The organism is Anabaena azotica FACHB-119, assembly GCF_014697625.1.
In the GTDB taxonomy this organism is placed as follows: Bacteria; Cyanobacteriota; Cyanobacteriia; order Cyanobacteriales; family Nostocaceae; genus Trichormus; species Trichormus azoticus_A.
Map to the genome: position 1 here is coordinate 24,305 of NZ_JACJSG010000063.1, position 16,578 is coordinate 40,882.

The window sequence follows — 16,578 nt, forward strand, 5'->3', positions numbered from 1 at the left end:
CTCGATTTACCCGACTTTCCGGTAGCCAAAGCGCAACCCCTCTTATATCCAGTCCAGTTAATTAGTGATGATTGCGGCATCCGTGTAAAAATCGGGAAAGCTTCTTTCCCCCAGACCCCTACGGTCTTAATGGTCAGTCCCTAACAGGGAATGAGATTATACCCTCTTGCCGCTCCTCGTCACAAATTTCTTAACATACCTTAATTTATTGTCATCTTAATTTATTAAGAATGACAATAACAAATCCTAAACTTCAGTGTAACAACATAAAATCAACCTTTTTGCTGCTATGACAGACAATAGAAAAATATCAAGAGGATTTTCCCGCGTAGGCGATAAAAAAATCAGAACAGCCTTGCGCTCAGTCGATGAACAAATAACCCAGTCCTTAAGCTCAACATTAAGTGAAGTTCTGCCAAACGAGCTGCAAACATATATCAGAGCCATCTTACAAAGGTCTGGTCGCACCGACGGGGCCAGTCTTTTAACAGGCCCCAATGTTGATATATCATCATTATTTTTTAATGAAGATCCCAGTAAGAATTTTCCCAACACTTTTGCTACATATAGTAACGTCCTGACAGTTTCTAGCGATATCAATTTCATCACATCAGAAGATGCAGAGGTCAAAATCATTTGGGGTCGTCATGGAAGTGATAGCCTAACTGGTTTTGACCCTGGTGTTGATAATACTGGTAAACGCAGAATTGATATTTTTGTCGGTGATTTTATCGACGAACAATTTAATCCTATACCTGGCGCATTGAACGCAGGTAAGTCTTGGTCAGACAGATTTATTTTGGGTGATTGGCAAAAATCCTACTATGTTGAGGATGACGAAACTTTAGGTTTAAACCAATCAGCTCTAATTTTAGACTTTAACCCTAATGAAGATACCATTCAACTGCACGGCGATCGCCAAGACTATGAAATAGTAAACACTAGCCAGGGAACAGCAATATTTTGGCGCGAGAGGGATGGTTATGACCTCGTGGGCATTGTAGCTGGAGTCTCTGATTTGAGTTTAGATGATGACTACTTCCAGTTCACGGGCAACAAAGCACCAAAAACAGTCCTCAAGGAGGCTGAACATATCGGCACTACGGCGAACGATTACATATTTAGTTCCACCGTAGATGCTCAGGGCAATTTCTTTGTTGGCGGAGGAACCGGTGGTTCTTTGGCAGGAAGCAACATAGGAGCTAGGGATGCTTGGCTAGCCAAATATGATAGCAATGGCAACCTGCGATGGAGTAAACAATTTGGCTCAACCGGCACTGAAAGCGTATGGGCTATGGCTAGTGACGGAAGCAATGTTTACGTTGCGGGAAACACCACAGGCCAGCTAGAAAATAATACCTCCAAAGGCGGCAACGATGGTTATTTAGCTAAGTACGATAGCGACGGGAACCAAGTGTGGATTAAACAGTATGGGACTTACACACTTGAGGAGTCATATAAAATTACCGTCGATTCCAGTGGCAATGTTTACACTGCTGGTCACACTTTTGGTAGCTTGGGTGGGCCAAACCAAAACTTGGGACAAGGTGAAGTATTTGAATTACCATCAACAGATGGCTACGTGGCTAAGTTCGATAGCAATGGTAATGAATTGTGGGTTGCCCAGTTTGGTACGATCACACTTGACGACAATTGGGGTATCGCAGTTGACAACAATGGCAATGTCTTCGCTGGAGGAAATACAAAAGGCAGCTTCGGAGGGCCAAATGCCGGGCCAGCAGGCGAATATGATGCCTGGCTAGTGAAGCTGAACAAAGATGGTCAAACTGATTGGGTGAGACAATTTGGTACTCCCAATTATGACTTTATGTGGGATATTGAAACCGATAGTGTAGGCAATATCTATGCTACCGGATGGACTCTGGGAGACTTGGGAGGAAAAAATGCCGGCTCTTATGATGTCTGGCTGGCCAAGTACGACACTAATGGCAACCAGTTATGGATTAAACAGTTTGGCACTAGTGCAGATGATGCACCCAATTTAGATGGGATAGATATAGACGCAAATGACAATATCTATCTGACGGGAAATACAAACGGCAACTTAGGAGGAGCTAACGCTGGATCTTATGATGCTTGGGCGGCGAAGTTTGACAAGGATGGCAACCAGTTATGGCTCACACAGTTTGGTACGCCCTATTATGACACCGCTACCACGGTCACTGCCGATAATTATGGTAAAGTTTACGTTTCGGGAACTACTGAGGGAAGTTTGGGAGCTACCAATGCTGGATCTTATGACGCTTGGTCGCTCAAACTAGACGCTGATAACGGAAAAATACAAGATTTTAATTCTTCTAATTCTTATGACTACGCGGGTCTTGGGAATGGGAATTTTTCAGTTTAGGGCAACATGAATCAGATTTGATTTCTGTCTCCCTTACGCAAGTGTCATCATCAAACTAACTGTAGGGTGCGTCAGCCCCAATAATTTCGTACAGATTTAAGGATTTTCCACATCTGACGCACCCTACCCCAAGTGCCATTGCGTAAGTTCTGTTCTGTATCCCTTACGGGAGCGTAGCCATAAAAGTATCTGTAGGGTGGGCATTGCCCACCAAATCTATAATCAGGAGTTATATTTCCAAATCCTGATATTAAAACCTGAAAATACTTATATATCATCCTTTTAGAAATCACATTGCTATTGATGGTTAAGAAAGTGTTAATAGAACAGTTAAATGAAACCCAAACGCGAAGGCTCAAATTAGCTAGAAACCTCGTTAACATATCAAAAGAAGCAGCTGAAATCCAACATCTAGTAGAGCGTATTCCTGAGATCATGTGTACAAATGACCAGCTGCGTCCACTTTGGGAGCGGTGGGAAAAAGCAGGTATGGATGCAAAATCGCCATATAAGTCTTTCTCTCGTCAAGAGATTGCCATCTTAAAGGCATTCCTTGAGTATATCAGCTACGCCAGCGATCGCTTTATCTCACAGATTCATCAAGGTAAATAATGAAAATTCAGGCAAAATACTGTGTGATTGGCACTGGAGCCGGTGGCGGCATTGTCGCCTACAAACTGGCTCAGTCCGGTCAAGATGTTGTAGTCTTAAATACTGGTAAGATCCCAGAGCAAAACATATTTGAAAATGAACTGACGGCAGAGCAAAAATCTAATTTTGGTATAGGTAAGAGCATTACCTTTCCGATTAAGGATCAAGCAGACTTCAGCGAAGAACTTTATGCCGATGTTCCCGACAAAAGTACAACAAAGATTCCTCCAGAAGTCTTTCTGCACTTTCAAATTCAACATATAAACGGACTTCAGAACCTCTGGAATGGAATTTGCCTGCGCTATTCCCAGGAAGATTTTGCTAATCAGCATAATCATAATGGAAATTGTCAATGGCAAGTATCTTATGAGGAAATGGCAGACCATTATAGTGCGGTGGAAAAGCTGGCCCTCGTTGTCGGTAGTCAAGATGGACTTTCACAATTTCCCGACGGCGATTTTATGCCACCAAAGCAACTGCGTGACATTGATGAACTCTTCCTCAGCAGCAATAAATACCTTGAACACCCAGAGCTAGTTTTCTTCAACAACCGCAAAGCCATAGACCTACGCGAATATTCCCTGCACAAATGTGTGTCTTGTGGCAGATGTTTTAGTGGCTGTCGCTCTGGTAGTGTATACAAGTTTTCGACCCACTTATATCCGCAAATCAAGCAGCTAAAAAACTTCCGTCTATTTGAGTACGCCCGTGTGATTAAAGTGGCATCGGAACCAGGGCAACAAGCTAAAGTGATGGCGATCGATGAGCGCAACCATACAGCGATCGAAGTATCTGCTGATGTCGTAGTTATTTCAGCTGGAGCTATAGAATCCGTTAGGCTGCTGCTTAACTCCTTTTCTCTCCAGTATGCAGGTATGGATCAAGTAGGTAAATACCTTCAAGATGTCCCATCCGTTGGACTGGGAACGAGTTTGATGAAAACTTGGTTCAAACCAGTTTCCGCGAACAGAGGATATGGAGATCATGTTCTTGTGGGCGGTAAGCTGAAAGCCAAAGATACAAAATTTCCTTTTGTAGCTCAGTTTTGGTCGGATTTTATGAAAGACCCAATATATCTAAATGACATTAATTTTCTGCCCCGCCCTTTGAAAAAAATAGTTGCTAAACAAATTTATCGCAGCACAGCTGCTTTAGTTTTATGGGGGCCTTCTGTGCCACGAAAGGAAAACCGCCTGGAACTTTCAAACGATCTCGATAGATATGGGCAAAGACAACTGAATGTACTCTACCAAAGAGATCCCTTAGAGCTTGTGTTTAACCAGCAACTGGAAAAACTAGGGCGAAAACTCCTTCGTAATGCTTCTGGTTTTGTCGCCAGCCGCTTCGCTAGCCGTCCCGGTAAAGGCATTCATTACTCAGGTACGTGTCGAATGGGGGCTACGCCCGATCAAGGTGTTGTGGATAAAAACCTGAAGTTTTATGGCGCTGACAATATTTATATTTGTGACGGGGGTGTAATTCCCCAACTTAGCGAGAAACATCCGACATTGACAATCATGGCTCTGGCGCATCGCTTAGGCGAACATTTAATCAGGAGATACTCATGACATACACACAAACTGCAACCAAGCCATCAAGAATTGTTCTTGGTACAGATTGGATGATTGCTTATCCCAACTCAAGTAAGTGGAACATCTTGCCTGCTAACAAGGCGAATAGCCTTTTAGAAAAGGCTGTTAGTTTAGGGATTAATGCTTTTGATACCGCCAGAGTCTACGCTAGTGAAGGTATCCTTGGTAGATTTATCACAGCTAACAAAATTGACCGAGAAAAGATATTTATCATCTCCAAAGGCGGTCATCCAGGTCTGTTTTTCAAAAATCCAAAACCTATTAGTAATGAGCGCTTACAAGAGCAACTAGAAACCTCACTCAAAGCCCTCAATACAGAATATCTTGATGTATTTTTACTTCACTATGATGATCCCAGCGTTGCGACTGACGATATCGTTAGCTGGTGTTTAAACCTTCTGGAAACTGGCAAAACCCGACAAGTAGGTTATTCTAACTTTTCTCTGCATCGCCTCAAAACTATCACGAAAGCTTTAGAGTCTGAAGGACATATTCCCTGGGTGAGTGCAGAGTTTAATTGCCTTCCTGTGCAAAATGAAAGATGGAAGGGCGCACAAAATATCTCGCAAAATTTTGACTACCTTCAGTTTTTAAAAGATAAGAATATTCCATTCCTTGCCTATTCTGCTCTTGGTAGGGGCTATTTAAAAAAAAAACAGATCAAGTAAAAAAAGAGTATCCTATGCCCAAATCTCTTGATGTTTTTCTGCAAAAAATCACAGGTGAGAAGAAAAACCAAGACACCCCGGAAATGATTACACAAATTAGTAAACTCACAAGCTTAAGCGAAAAATATCAAGTTTCGCCAGTCATTATAGCCCTTGAATATGTTTTAAGATTTTCCCAGGGTTTTTATCCTGTTTTGGGTACTTCTAACCCCAATCATCTAGAAGAAAGTCTTAAAGCCCTGGAAGTCAACTTAACTGTAGAAGATTTTGCTGATCTTTCTGTAGTTCCAACAAAATGATAGCTATTATCACAATCCCTTGTAAGTACGTGACGCTAGAAGTCTAATTGTTGCTTACATTCATCCAAGTCTCACACACCCTACTGTGATTGATGGCCAGTTGCGGTAGCCATTCAGGAGGGTATCCAGAGAATGACGATTACAGGCGATCTAATTGAATAATATGGCGTTTCCCCAAAAAAGCATGACTCATTTTGGTATTGTTTGCCCTAGCGCACCTGGTCACTTGAATCCAATGTGTACTCTAGGCTACGAATTGAAAAGGCGCGGTCATCGCGTTACTATCTTCGGCATGACAGATGCTCGAAATAAAACTTTAGAGGCGGGATTAGAATTCCAACCTGTAGCATTAAAAGAATATTCCGAAGCAAAGATAGCAGAGTATTATGCTGAATCAGGCAAAATGAGCAAGTTAGCTGCATTTCGCCATACGATTAAATTTTTCCGAAATACAGCAAGTATTATGCTGAACGAGTTACCTTCACTCATAAAAGATACAGGTATAGAGATATTATTAATTGATCAAACTTTCCCTTGGGTGATAACTACTGCTGAATATTTGAATATTCCTTTTATCACCATTTGTTGCGCTTTAATGATGAATAGGGATATTTTAGTTCCTCCTTTTTATACTCCTTGGCAATACAATCCTAGTTGGTTGTTTTCCTGGCGAAATCAAATAGGTTATAAAATACTCGATTACCTCACTCAACCAATTCAAGATACGATTGATGAGTATCGTCAAAAATGGCAATTAGGGAAATTCGTCATAAATTATACTTTTCATCCCCAAGAACTGGCACAACTAACCCAACAACCAGCCGAATTTGATTTTCCACGCAGTTCTTTACCTGCGTGTTTTCATTTTACTGGCCCATTTCACTCTCAAGCAAGTCGAAAACCAGTTGCTTTCCCTTGGGACAAACTCAACGGGAAACCTTTAATTTATGCTTCAATGGGAACATTACAAAATCGGCTGATCGGTGTTTTTGAAAAAATAGCCGCAGCTTGCCAGAATTTAGACGCTCAATTGGTAATTTCTCTAGGAGGATCTGCCAAACCAGAATCATTACCAAAATTAGCCGGAAACCCAATATTAGTGGAATATGCACCCCAACTAGAGTTACTTAAAAAAGCTACTTTGGTAATTACTCATGCAGGACTGAATACTGCTTTAGAGTCTTTAAGTAATGGCGTACCCATGATTGCGATTCCAGTGACTAATGACCAACCAGCAGTAGCAGCGCGGATAGTTTGGAGTGGAACGGGAGAAGCTATACCTGTAGATAAGTTAACCGTAGAAAACCTGCAAAATTGCATAAATAAGGTATTAACAGATGATTCTTATAAAAGAAATGCTTTGCGAATTCAATATGCGATCGCATCTTCTGGAGGAGTTAGCAGAGCCGCCGATATTATTGAGAAAGCTGTATTTACTAAAAAGCCAGTTTTAGCTTGCTAATTTTTTTTAATTTAAATGAAGACAGAAGCTTTATTGGGGTAATTATTGATGTAGTAAACATTTTTTATCTTAAATAATTGATGAGGACTTACAGCTTGGTAAAATATGAAGATAATTCTCATTGTGATGTTGGAAGGCTATTGCTGTTATTGTGGATAAAAGAAATAAAATCGCGCTAAATTTATATTTCAATTTAGCAACGCCAAACCCTTAATTTAAAAATAGATAAGTCAACTAAATCAACGAAGATATATTATTGATGAAATCAGAAACATTTCTTGTTCAAGCCAATAACTATAATAAACAATTGATAGCTTGTTCTTTTACAGATCAATTAATTAGAAATATTTATGTTTCTGTTGTTTTTTTCTACAGAACAAGTATTGATTGTGATTTACTCATAGATGCCCTCAAACAAGTACTGAGTGATTTTCCAATTTTTGCGGGAGTTTTAATAAATATTAACCACAGTTTGTTCATAGATTGTAACAACAAAGGTGTGCTTTTCTCTATTAGAAAAGATAATAATTATACATTAGATAAAGTAATTCAGGAACTACCGAAAATCAATCAAAAAAGACTTGTCAATATAATTAACACCAAAAAGGCTATATTAAATCAAAGTCCAATAATGACTATTCAAATCACCTATTTTGCTTGCGGAGGGATGACGCTTGGTGTTTGTTGGCATCATTCAATTGGAGATATGCACTCATTTATGTGTTTTATGAAAGCTTGGGCAAATAAATTCAGAAAGGAAGACTATCCTTTACCTCTAATTGTTAAAGACAGAGATAAATACTCCGAAAGCAACCTAAAAAAAAATAGCAATTCCATTCCTGGGGTGAGACATTTGAATAGGATAGAATTGTTAAAAACAGGATTTTATATACTATTAGGTGCTTGTACTAGAGCTAATTTACACTTTTATTTTTCTGAGAATGAACTGAAAAATATGAAGCAGGACTTCTTGGAAAAAACTAATCAAAGGTTATCTACAAACGATGTTTTGTGTGCATACATTTTCCAGATAATTTCCGATTTAGATGTCTACAATGAAAAAAGATATTTATCTATAGTGGTTGATTATAGAAGCAAAGGAAAAATTCCCCTAAACATTTTAGGAAATTATGTTACAAATTTAAATACAATAAGCCATCAAAAGGTAGATCCTTATAAATTAGCTCAAAAATTAAGAGAGTCACTTGACAATTTTCAAAAACAACATCTGGATTTCTTCTCTACAAAAGAATATATTGAGCGCAACGGGGGAATTGAAAAAATTGACCAGTTTGTTCCTATACCTATCGACCCTCTAAGAAGAAACTTGTTGATTTCTAACTGGACTAATTTTGGTGTGTATAATGTAAGATTCGATGAGTCATATCCATTCTTTTTTACTTCTTTTGGAGATGATAAAATACCCTGGTTATCGAAAATAATGAATGGATTTTCAAATAATGGCTTCATATACTCTGTTTCTTTGCCAAACAAATTAGCTAAAAAACTAATGGAGGAAGATAACCTACGCAAAATACACAAATATCGGCATCAAGAAGAGATTATGCCAGAGTTAGTAGAAGAATTACAATGGTTATTGTAGGATATCTTTTTAAAGATTAGCTATGTAGCCAGGCTCCTTAGTTGGGTAGAAGTTAATACGAGATACATAAATATTTTTTTGAAAATAAGACAAATTAGCCTGATTTTTTAATTTTCCCAAACTCTACCAAATTAACCTAATACAAAGGAGAATTATGAGCGATATTAGGACTTCACAAAGTACAGTTAACATCGAGTCACCAAAGGTAAACGAAACAGAAGAAAAATTTCAGTGGACAAAGCAGTGGTATCCTATTGCCATAGCAGAGTGTTTAGATCCTTCCAAACCCCAACCTGTAGAGTTATTGGGAAAGAATTTTGTCTTATGGCGGGATAAGCAAGGCAAATGGAACTGTTTTGAGGATCTTTGTCCCCACAGACTTGTTCGTCTTTCAGAAGGTAGGGTTGAGTCTGATGGAACCTTATTATGTGCTTATCACGCTTGGCGCTTTAACTCCGAAGGAAAATGCGTCAGTATGCCTCAATCTAAAGACAAGGAAAGTGAGGCACAAAATTGCGCTAGTAGTAGGTCTTGCGCTACAGCTTATCCTCTTCAAGAAAGACAAGGACTGCTGTGGCTGTGGCCTGAGTCTGGTTCACAAGCTTTAATTGAAAGTAAATTAAGAGAGCCGCGAGTTATCCCTGAACTCGAAGAAACGCCAGAGCGAATTGTTAATAGAAGTGCGTGGAACATCCGCGATCTGCCTTATGGTTGGGATTATTTTATAGAGAATGTTGCAGATCCCGCACATGTTCCCGTTTCGCATCACAATATCATGGGTAGCAGATACAAAGATGCAGGCTATTTTGATATGGTGAGTGTGCGAAAGTTATCTACTCAAGAAGGATTTTCTTTTGAAACTAAGCCTGCTCCGCCTGATATCGAAACATTAATTAATGATTTTCAGCCTCCTTGCGTGATGCGAGTTTATTCTGTTGATAAGCGAGGATGCAAATATATCTTGACTTTGTATGGTGTTCCTATCCGTCCAGGTTGGACTCGTTTGATTGGTAGTCAGTTATTCGTTAAAAATGACAAAGGAGAGGTTCCCAAAAAAGGTCTAGGTTTTTTTGCTTTGCCTATGCCTATTTGGTTAACTCACATTCTTTCTTCTATGTTGCTGCATCAAGATTCAGTTTTTCTACATTACCAAGAAAAATTTATGGCGCAGTCTCTTCAAGAGAAATGGTTGGCTAGAGTTTATACTCCCAATCCTTCAGATAAAATGGTCATCACTTTTCGTCAATGGTGGGAAAAAAGAGCTGGTGGGGAAATACCTTGGGATAAAAACTGCGATCGCCAACTTCCCCCTCCTGAATACGACAAACGAAAGCTATTCGATGTTTGGAATACTCACACCAAAGATTGTTATGTCTGTCAACAAGCATTGAAGAATATCAATCGTCTTTCTCTAGCTGCTTATGTTGTTTCAATTGGTTGCTTAACTGGGGGAATAATTGCTGATGCTCGTCATATAGCTCTTCAAGCAGTACAATTGTCTGTCTCTCCAGAAGCCTCTTCATCAGTTATGAATTGGGTTCCACCTCAGAGCTTTTGGATCGCTATAGTTGGCGCGGTGCTATTTGCTTTAATAGGCTATTTACTGAAAAAACTCACGCGCCTATTTTATGTTTATGAATTTGAGCATTCTCACAATCATTAATTTTTGACCTTGAGTGGACAAAAATAGCTACCAAGATCCCCGACTTCTCAAATAAGTCGGGGATCTGAAGCTCACTAATTTTCACAAATCAATAGCTAGCTACAGGTTTTTCCATATCTTGTATGATGGCGATCGCCCTTGCTATTCCATCCTCAGCTTGAATTTTCGACCCTAGATTGGCCGCACGCTGACGCATGGTTTGATCTGTCATAGCTGTTTGAATCGCTTCCGTCAGTCCCTCAACCGTTAATTTCTTACGGGGAATAGGTTCTGGCCCAACCCCTAATTCGGCTACACGTTTTCCCCAAAACAACTGATCAGCACCGAAAGGAATAATGATAGAAGGAACACCGGCTCTAAGACCTGCGGCTGTTGTGCCAGCGCCACCGTGATGTACAACAGCCCCGACACGCGGGAAGAGCCACGAATGGGGGATTGAGTTCACCATAAAAACTGTATCTGGTAAATCTTCCTTGTATAAACCTCCCCAGCCAGAGAGGAATATGGCACGCTGTTGAGTTCTTGCAAGAGCTTCCAAACAGAGGTCGGCGGTTTTTCCAGGGTCTTGATTGCTCATACTCCCAAAGCCTATATAAACGGGGGGTGGGCCGTCCTCTAGAAAAGCCATCAAGTCTGAAGGCGGAGTCCAATCAGATGCTGAATCTAAGAACCAATAACCAGTGACATGAATCTTGTCATCCCAATCAGATGGTTTGGGGATCACAGAAGGACTGAAACCATAGAGAATTGGAGACTTATGAAGGATATCGCTATTGTATGGCCCCCAAAAAGGGGCGGAGGGCAAGTCAAGAACTTCCTTTCGCGCTTGGCTATCGCCTAACCGAGATGGCTGCCATACAAACTGTTGGGTTAAATGATGTGAAAAGCGATTAAAAATACCTCCCAGTTTGGATAGAGATTGGGGAAGTATCACACTAGGAAAGGCTTCTGTAGGAGTAAAAGGAACTACGTAAGCCTGAACAAACGGAAGCCCCAACTTTTCTGCAAGGGAGACACCAAGATACAACCCCCCCATACCTGCAAGCACTAGATCAATTCCCTGACAAGCTGCTAAACCTTCTTTCGCCCCATCAATAGCTAGTTGTTTCCCTTGTTTGATCATCTTCAATGTTACTGTGAGAAAATCCCCTTTCTCTACAGCCCCACGCATTTCTTCGCTCTGAATAACATCTTGTACATTCCCTTTGATAGGCCAGAACTCTATCCCATGCGAACTTACTAGATTTTCAAAGTTTTCATGGGTTACTAATCTGACCAAGTTACCGGCTTTTTTTAAGCCCGCTCCCAAAGCAATATAGGGTTGAACATCCCCTTGAGTTCCTAACGCAATAATTGCAATTCGCATAAGTGTCACCGCAATAATTTTGGAGCTACATTACTTACTATCCTAAATACATTGCCAAGAAGTTGGACAAGCCTTTATTTTGACTTTGGTTTTCACCCAATATCACAGGGAAAGACAGAGGACAGAAGGTTATAAAAATAATTCCTCTCTCTATTAATCGGGTTGTAAGTCGTCTGTGTTACAAATTTCAACAAAAGTAGAGTTGAATTTTGGCAGTTTGGATTGTTGTTAATTTAGTGTAAGCTAGTCTAACTGCAATATTCATGGCAAAGGCATCTAATAGACTCCCCTGTGAAGCTAGCCCTGTCAAAAAGCCAATTATCTCCAAATTCATTACCTGGGCTACTACGCCCAAAGGAATGTCAACGCTGCTAGGTAAGATGGCATCCAAAATAGCGATCGCATCAGCTATCTCTTTGATTATTGCTCAGGGTAGCGTTGGCAATGTCCATTCTTTGCAATCATAGCAGCAGTTATAGTAATGTCATCTATCCACGGTAGTACAATGAAGCTAGTATTCAGCGATTGATTGTTACAACTATCAGTGCTGTAGCCGGAGCTATGTTTGCAATCACTTTGAGAAGCAATTCATTATCACTAGCGCGTGAGCAAGATTTTCAGGTTTTGAGTCAGCAGGGTTGTGAAACTTAGCCAACAGACTTTGATAATTTTCTCGAAATCTGAAATTATGTTATGTAAATCTCCACATTTTGCAGCTGAATGATGCAGATATCCGAGTAGCTGAACTTCTTAAACAGTTATCAGTTATCAGTCATGACGGCCTATGCTGGGAGATAAATAAGCGCCAAAATACGCCTTCCACCAATTGATGTGGTGTTTCACCAACTCATTTAAGTACGGGCGGGTTTAACTGACATATTTGTTTTCCTCATGAATTTTTTACTGAACCCGCCCCTACCCGCCCCTACTTATATCAAGTTCGGCTAATTACTTATAATATGGTTGTTTTGGTCGGTAATTGGTAATAGCTAATAGGTAATTGTTGTGAGCCATTACCGATTACCGATTACCTATTACCAGCCCCCAATATATGATAAGTATTTAAGCGGACATGATATTACTGTTCACTGTTAAACAGGTTAACTAAAAGCTCAAAACCCATGACGAGAAAAATATTAGCAGGACTAAGTTCACAAGCTTACGAACACCCTTTTGATCGCCAAGCCTTAGCAGCTCTGCAAAAAATACCAGGAGTCTCTTTGCTCATTAAAAAAATTAACGAGTACGGTATTGATCGCTTACTGAGGTTGCAATGTCTTGGTAGTGAAATAAGAGTCACTTCCCGAAATTTCCCGCAATTGCATGAGACATTTGTGGAAGCTTGCCAAATTATAGATATTGATCCAGTTCCTGAGTTACATCTGTGTCGAGGTACAGGTCATATTGACACACATATTATTGGGGTAGAAAAACCGATTATCAGTATTAATTTAGAAGCAATGGAGTGGCTGGATAGGGATGAGTTAATTTATTCCTTGGGACACGAAGCCGCTCATATTAAAAGCCAGCATCTAATATATCATCAAATGGCTATTGTCATGCCCGTTTTAAAAGATTTGATGAGCAACAGTACATTGGGATTAGGTGGCTTAGTAGCTAGTGGGATGGAGTTGGCTTTATATAATTGGCGAATGATGGCTGAGTTAACAGTTGATCGTGCTGGTTTGCTCGCTTGCCAAGATATTAACGTAGCAATTAAAGCCCTGTTGAAAGCCACTGGTTTGCCCCCAGAATACTTAAATGATGTTGTAATTGAAGATTTTATTTCTCAAGCCCGTGAGTTTCCATCCGTTAGCTTTGACAGCATAGATCGAGCAACAAAAGTATTAAGTTATACTAATAATCAACTTTCTTGGTCGGTGATGCGTACTCATGAATTATTGAAATGGATTGACTCAGGCGAATATGAGAATGTAGTTCAACAAAAAAAATTGGAGATTCCAGAAACAACAGAGGGGTGGAATTTTTTATCTTCTTGGTAGATTTTAGACTGGCGATAGCTACTCAGTCCAAGAAATCTTTATAAATCGATTCACGCCCAGCTTGTTCGGCTGCTTGGGCTGTGAAATATATTTTGCGTTCTCCGAATACAGCACCACCCAAACTGAGAAACCGGAACTGCCAGCAATCGGTTTCTGTGTAGAAAACCAGTAAAGTCAACCCCCTGATACCAACAAGTAGGTGAATTTTAACTTGGTTGTCTGTCATTACTCAGGTGCTATGCCTCGTTAGTACTTTAGTTATTTATTATGGCAAAGGACTTGCTTGACGGCGACGGTACAAGTAATGGCTAATATTTTACCGAAAAAATGGGGAGTGGAGAAAAAAGCGCTATGTCTATGTTTATTTTTCAAGGACTTACGCAACTGGTAGTTGGGGTAGGGTGCGTCAGATATAAAAAATCCTTGAATCTGTACGAAATGATTAGGGCTGACGCACCCTACAGTTAGTTTGATTATAACACTTGCGTAAGTCCTATTTCTTTAATTACTTTGAGCAGATAAAAATAAATGTAGTAGTGCTGAGGACTAGCCTTGTACTATGGAAAGTAGAGTTTTTCATTGATTAATATGTCATCTTCTCCAAAACCTCTAAATTATCCACTGCCTCGTAAGAGCGATCAAATTGATGATTACCACGGTACTTTAGTCGCAGATCCTTATCGTTGGTTGGAAGATCCAAACTCAGAAGAAACTAAGGCTTGGATTGAGGCAGAAAATCAAATTACTTTTGCTTATCTGGGTGAAGTTGCTGTGAGAGAAAAAATTCAACAGCGTCTCACCAAACTTTGGGACTATGAAAAATATGGCATTCCCTTTAAGGAAGGGGAAAATTATTTTTATTTCAAAAATAATGGATTGCAAAATCAAAGCGTTCTTTATACTTTAAAATCACTCGATTCTGAACCAAGAGTTTTACTGGACCCCAACAAACTTTCTGCTGATGGCACTGTTGCACTTTCGGGTTTAGCTATTAGTGATAATGGTAAACTTTTAGCTTATGGTTTATCTACTGCTGGTTCTGATTGGCAAGAATGGAAAGTTCTTGATGTAAAAACGGGTGAAGAATTACCAGATCATCTCAATTGGATTAAATTTTCTGGTGCATCTTGGACAAATGATAATCAAGGTTTTTTCTATAGTCGTTATGATGAGCCAAATGCAAAAACTAAGTTAGAAGATGCCAATTATTATCAAAAGCTTTATTATCATCGCTTGGGTACAGCCCAATCTGAAGATATATTAATCTACCAGCGTCTTGACGAAAAAGAATGGGGTTTCAGGGGTGATGTAACTGAGGATGGTTGCTATTTAATCATTTCAGTTTGGTTAGGAACTGATTCTAGAAATCTAGTTTTTTACAAAGATTTAACTCAACCGAATGCTGAGGTTGTAGAACTAATTAGCCAGTTTGAAGCAAATTATAGTTTTATTGAACATGATGAAACTGTGTTTTATTTTCGCACTGATTTAGATGCCCCAAGAGGTAGAGTAATTGCTATTGATATTGCTAGACCAGATAAGGAAGCATGGCGAGAAGTTATTCCTCAAAATCAAGCTACATTAGAAAGTGTAAATTTTTTAAATAATCAGTTGATTTGTGATTATTTACAAGATGCTCACTCCCAAATCAAAATATTTGACCTCAATGGTACATTCATTCAGGATGTAGAATTGCCAGGGCTTGGTTCAGTGAATGGCTTTGACGGTAAACGTTATGATACGGAAACTTTTTATAGCTTCACTAGTTTTACAACCCCAGTGACTATTTATCGCTACAACTTGATAACGGGAGAAAGTGAGCTTTTTAGGCAACCAAATGTAGATTTTAATCCAGAGGATTACGAAACTAAACAAGTATTTTATCAAAGTAAAGATGGTACGCAAGTACCGATGTTTATTACACACAAAAAGGGGATTAAATTAAATGGCAATAACCCTACTTGTCTTTATGCTTACGGTGGTTTTAATATTTCGCTAACCCCAAATTTTTCTGTAAATATCTTGGTATGGATGGAAATGGGCGGTATTTATGCTTCGGCGAATTTACGCGGTGGTGGGGAGTATGGCGAAGAATGGCATCAAGCAGGGATGAAGGAGAAAAAGCAAAATGTCTTTGATGATTTTATTGCGGCGGCTGAATGGTTGATTGCTAATAATTATACAAGACCTGCAAAGTTAGCGATCGCCGGGGGTAGCAATGGCGGTTTATTAGTCGGTGCTTGCATGACTCAGCGTCCTGAGTTATTCGGCGCAGCTTTACCAGCAGTTGGGGTGATGGATATGTTACGGTTTCACAAATTTACCATCGGCTGGGCTTGGACTGCTGAATATGGTTCACCAGATAAAAGAGAGGAGTTTCCCCCACTCTATGCTTATTCACCACTGCATAATCTCAAACCAGGTACAGCTTACCCAGCTACTTTAATTACTACCGCAGATCACGACGATCGCGTAGTTCCTGCCCATAGTTTCAAGTTTGCTGCAACCTTGCAAGCGGCTCACAATGGCAATGCACCAGTTTTAATTAGAATTGAAACTAAAGCTGGACATGGTGCAGGTAAACCGACTACGAAAATTATTGAAGAAGCCGCAGATAGATGGGCTTTTTTGGTGCGGACTTTGGATATTGATACTGAGTTGTAGGTAACTTAGGCAAGGAGTGGAGGGAGTGGGGAGTGGGGGGAGATGAGGGGGAAAGGGGAAAGGGGAAGGGGAAAAAAGAAGCCTTTAACCTCTGTCTCCTGTCAACTGTCAACTACTCATTCATCTACCTCAACTACTCATTCATCCACCTCAACTACTCATTCATCCACCTCAACTACTCATTCATCCACCTCAACTACTCATTCATCCACCTCAACTACTCATTCATCCACCTCAAC

At 39.9% G+C, this 16,578-nt stretch carries 14 protein-coding genes; 12 read left to right on the forward strand and 2 right to left on the reverse strand.

Going from position 1 to position 16,578, the window contains the following annotated elements; translation table 11 throughout:
- Nucleotides 1-289 precede the first annotated feature (289 nt).
- The 8 genes from H6G83_RS30695 to H6G83_RS30730 all read left to right on the forward strand — a co-directional run bounded on the left by H6G83_RS30695 (nucleotide 290) and on the right by H6G83_RS30730 (nucleotide 10,306).
- Nucleotides 290-2,368, forward strand: a complete 2,079-nt coding sequence (locus H6G83_RS30695) for an SBBP repeat-containing protein (protein ID WP_190479187.1) — start codon at nucleotides 290-292, stop codon at nucleotides 2,366-2,368.
- A 303-nt stretch (nucleotides 2,369-2,671) separates the two neighbouring features.
- On the forward strand, nucleotides 2,672-2,980 hold the full coding sequence (locus H6G83_RS30700; protein WP_190479189.1) for a hypothetical protein: 309 nt from the start codon (nucleotides 2,672-2,674) through the stop codon (nucleotides 2,978-2,980).
- Nucleotides 2,980-4,587, forward strand: coding sequence for a GMC oxidoreductase (locus H6G83_RS30705; protein ID WP_190479190.1), 1,608 nt, complete (start codon nucleotides 2,980-2,982; stop codon nucleotides 4,585-4,587). The genes H6G83_RS30700 and H6G83_RS30705 overlap by 1 nt, the downstream gene beginning before the upstream one ends.
- Nucleotides 4,584-5,279, forward strand: coding sequence for an aldo/keto reductase (locus tag H6G83_RS36100; RefSeq protein WP_190479193.1), 696 nt, complete (start codon nucleotides 4,584-4,586; stop codon nucleotides 5,277-5,279). The genes H6G83_RS30705 and H6G83_RS36100 overlap by 4 nt, the downstream gene beginning before the upstream one ends.
- A gap of 14 nt (nucleotides 5,280-5,293) precedes the next feature.
- Nucleotides 5,294-5,578, forward strand: a complete 285-nt coding sequence (locus H6G83_RS36105; protein ID WP_190479195.1) for an aldo/keto reductase — start codon at nucleotides 5,294-5,296, stop codon at nucleotides 5,576-5,578.
- A gap of 163 nt (nucleotides 5,579-5,741) precedes the next feature.
- Nucleotides 5,742-7,040: a glycosyltransferase gene (locus H6G83_RS30720; protein ID WP_313937471.1), complete on the forward strand. Its 1,299-nt coding sequence runs from the start codon at nucleotides 5,742-5,744 to the stop codon at nucleotides 7,038-7,040.
- A gap of 259 nt (nucleotides 7,041-7,299) precedes the next feature.
- Nucleotides 7,300-8,643: an acyltransferase gene (locus tag H6G83_RS30725; protein ID WP_190479198.1), complete on the forward strand. Its 1,344-nt coding sequence runs from the start codon at nucleotides 7,300-7,302 to the stop codon at nucleotides 8,641-8,643.
- A gap of 154 nt (nucleotides 8,644-8,797) precedes the next feature.
- Nucleotides 8,798-10,306, forward strand: coding sequence for an aromatic ring-hydroxylating dioxygenase subunit alpha (locus H6G83_RS30730; protein WP_190479200.1), 1,509 nt, complete (start codon nucleotides 8,798-8,800; stop codon nucleotides 10,304-10,306).
- A gap of 88 nt (nucleotides 10,307-10,394) precedes the next feature.
- On the opposite strand, the gene H6G83_RS30735 is transcribed toward H6G83_RS30730, so the two are convergent.
- Nucleotides 10,395-11,672, reverse strand: coding sequence for a glycosyltransferase (locus tag H6G83_RS30735; protein ID WP_190479202.1), 1,278 nt, complete (start codon nucleotides 11,670-11,672; stop codon nucleotides 10,395-10,397).
- 263 nt (nucleotides 11,673-11,935) lie between these two features.
- Here H6G83_RS30735 and H6G83_RS30740 point away from each other — a divergent pair, with 263 nt between their 5' ends.
- Both H6G83_RS30740 and H6G83_RS30745 read left to right on the forward strand, forming a co-directional pair.
- On the forward strand, nucleotides 11,936-12,139 hold the full coding sequence (locus H6G83_RS30740; protein WP_190479204.1) for a hypothetical protein: 204 nt from the start codon (nucleotides 11,936-11,938) through the stop codon (nucleotides 12,137-12,139).
- 654 nt (nucleotides 12,140-12,793) lie between these two features.
- On the forward strand, nucleotides 12,794-13,675 hold the full coding sequence (locus H6G83_RS30745; protein ID WP_190479206.1) for a M48 family metallopeptidase: 882 nt from the start codon (nucleotides 12,794-12,796) through the stop codon (nucleotides 13,673-13,675).
- 22 nt (nucleotides 13,676-13,697) lie between these two features.
- Here the strand turns inward: H6G83_RS30745 and H6G83_RS30750 are convergent, their stop codons facing one another.
- Nucleotides 13,698-13,901 (reverse strand): hypothetical protein, encoded by a 204-nt coding sequence (locus tag H6G83_RS30750; protein ID WP_190479209.1) that lies wholly within the window; start codon nucleotides 13,899-13,901, stop codon nucleotides 13,698-13,700.
- A gap of 362 nt (nucleotides 13,902-14,263) precedes the next feature.
- On the opposite strand from H6G83_RS30750, the gene H6G83_RS30755 reads away from it, so the two are divergent.
- Both H6G83_RS30755 and H6G83_RS35025 read left to right on the forward strand, forming a co-directional pair.
- Entirely contained in the window at nucleotides 14,264-16,339 is a 2,076-nt protein-coding gene (locus tag H6G83_RS30755) for a prolyl oligopeptidase family serine peptidase (RefSeq protein WP_190479211.1), read from the forward strand.
- Between the two features lie 32 nt (nucleotides 16,340-16,371).
- On the forward strand, nucleotides 16,372-16,578 hold a 207-nt coding region (locus tag H6G83_RS35025), incomplete at its 3' end, for a hypothetical protein (protein ID WP_206759009.1).

What these genes read in the sequence shown, in the direction of transcription:
- H6G83_RS36100 (WP_190479193.1), top strand. Translation starts at nt 4,584, where the DNA reads ATGACATACACACAAACTGCAACCAAGCCATCAAGAATTGTTCTTGGT.
- H6G83_RS30720 (WP_313937471.1), top strand. Translation starts at nt 5,742, where the DNA reads ATGGCGTTTCCCCAAAAAAGCATGACTCATTTTGGTATTGTTTGCCCT.
- H6G83_RS30750 (WP_190479209.1), bottom strand. Translation starts at nt 13,901, where the DNA reads ATGACAGACAACCAAGTTAAAATTCACCTACTTGTTGGTATCAGGGGG.
- H6G83_RS30735 (WP_190479202.1), bottom strand. Translation starts at nt 11,672, where the DNA reads ATGCGAATTGCAATTATTGCGTTAGGAACTCAAGGGGATGTTCAACCC.
- H6G83_RS30705 (WP_190479190.1), top strand. Translation starts at nt 2,980, where the DNA reads ATGAAAATTCAGGCAAAATACTGTGTGATTGGCACTGGAGCCGGTGGC.
- H6G83_RS30755 (WP_190479211.1), top strand. Translation starts at nt 14,264, where the DNA reads ATGTCATCTTCTCCAAAACCTCTAAATTATCCACTGCCTCGTAAGAGC.
- H6G83_RS30700 (WP_190479189.1), top strand. Translation starts at nt 2,672, where the DNA reads ATGGTTAAGAAAGTGTTAATAGAACAGTTAAATGAAACCCAAACGCGA.
- H6G83_RS30745 (WP_190479206.1), top strand. Translation starts at nt 12,794, where the DNA reads ATGACGAGAAAAATATTAGCAGGACTAAGTTCACAAGCTTACGAACAC.
- H6G83_RS36105 (WP_190479195.1), top strand. Translation starts at nt 5,294, where the DNA reads ATGCCCAAATCTCTTGATGTTTTTCTGCAAAAAATCACAGGTGAGAAG.
- H6G83_RS30695 (WP_190479187.1), top strand. Translation starts at nt 290, where the DNA reads ATGACAGACAATAGAAAAATATCAAGAGGATTTTCCCGCGTAGGCGAT.
- H6G83_RS30730 (WP_190479200.1), top strand. Translation starts at nt 8,798, where the DNA reads ATGAGCGATATTAGGACTTCACAAAGTACAGTTAACATCGAGTCACCA.
- H6G83_RS30740 (WP_190479204.1), top strand. Translation starts at nt 11,936, where the DNA reads ATGGCAAAGGCATCTAATAGACTCCCCTGTGAAGCTAGCCCTGTCAAA.
- H6G83_RS30725 (WP_190479198.1), top strand. Translation starts at nt 7,300, where the DNA reads ATGAAATCAGAAACATTTCTTGTTCAAGCCAATAACTATAATAAACAA.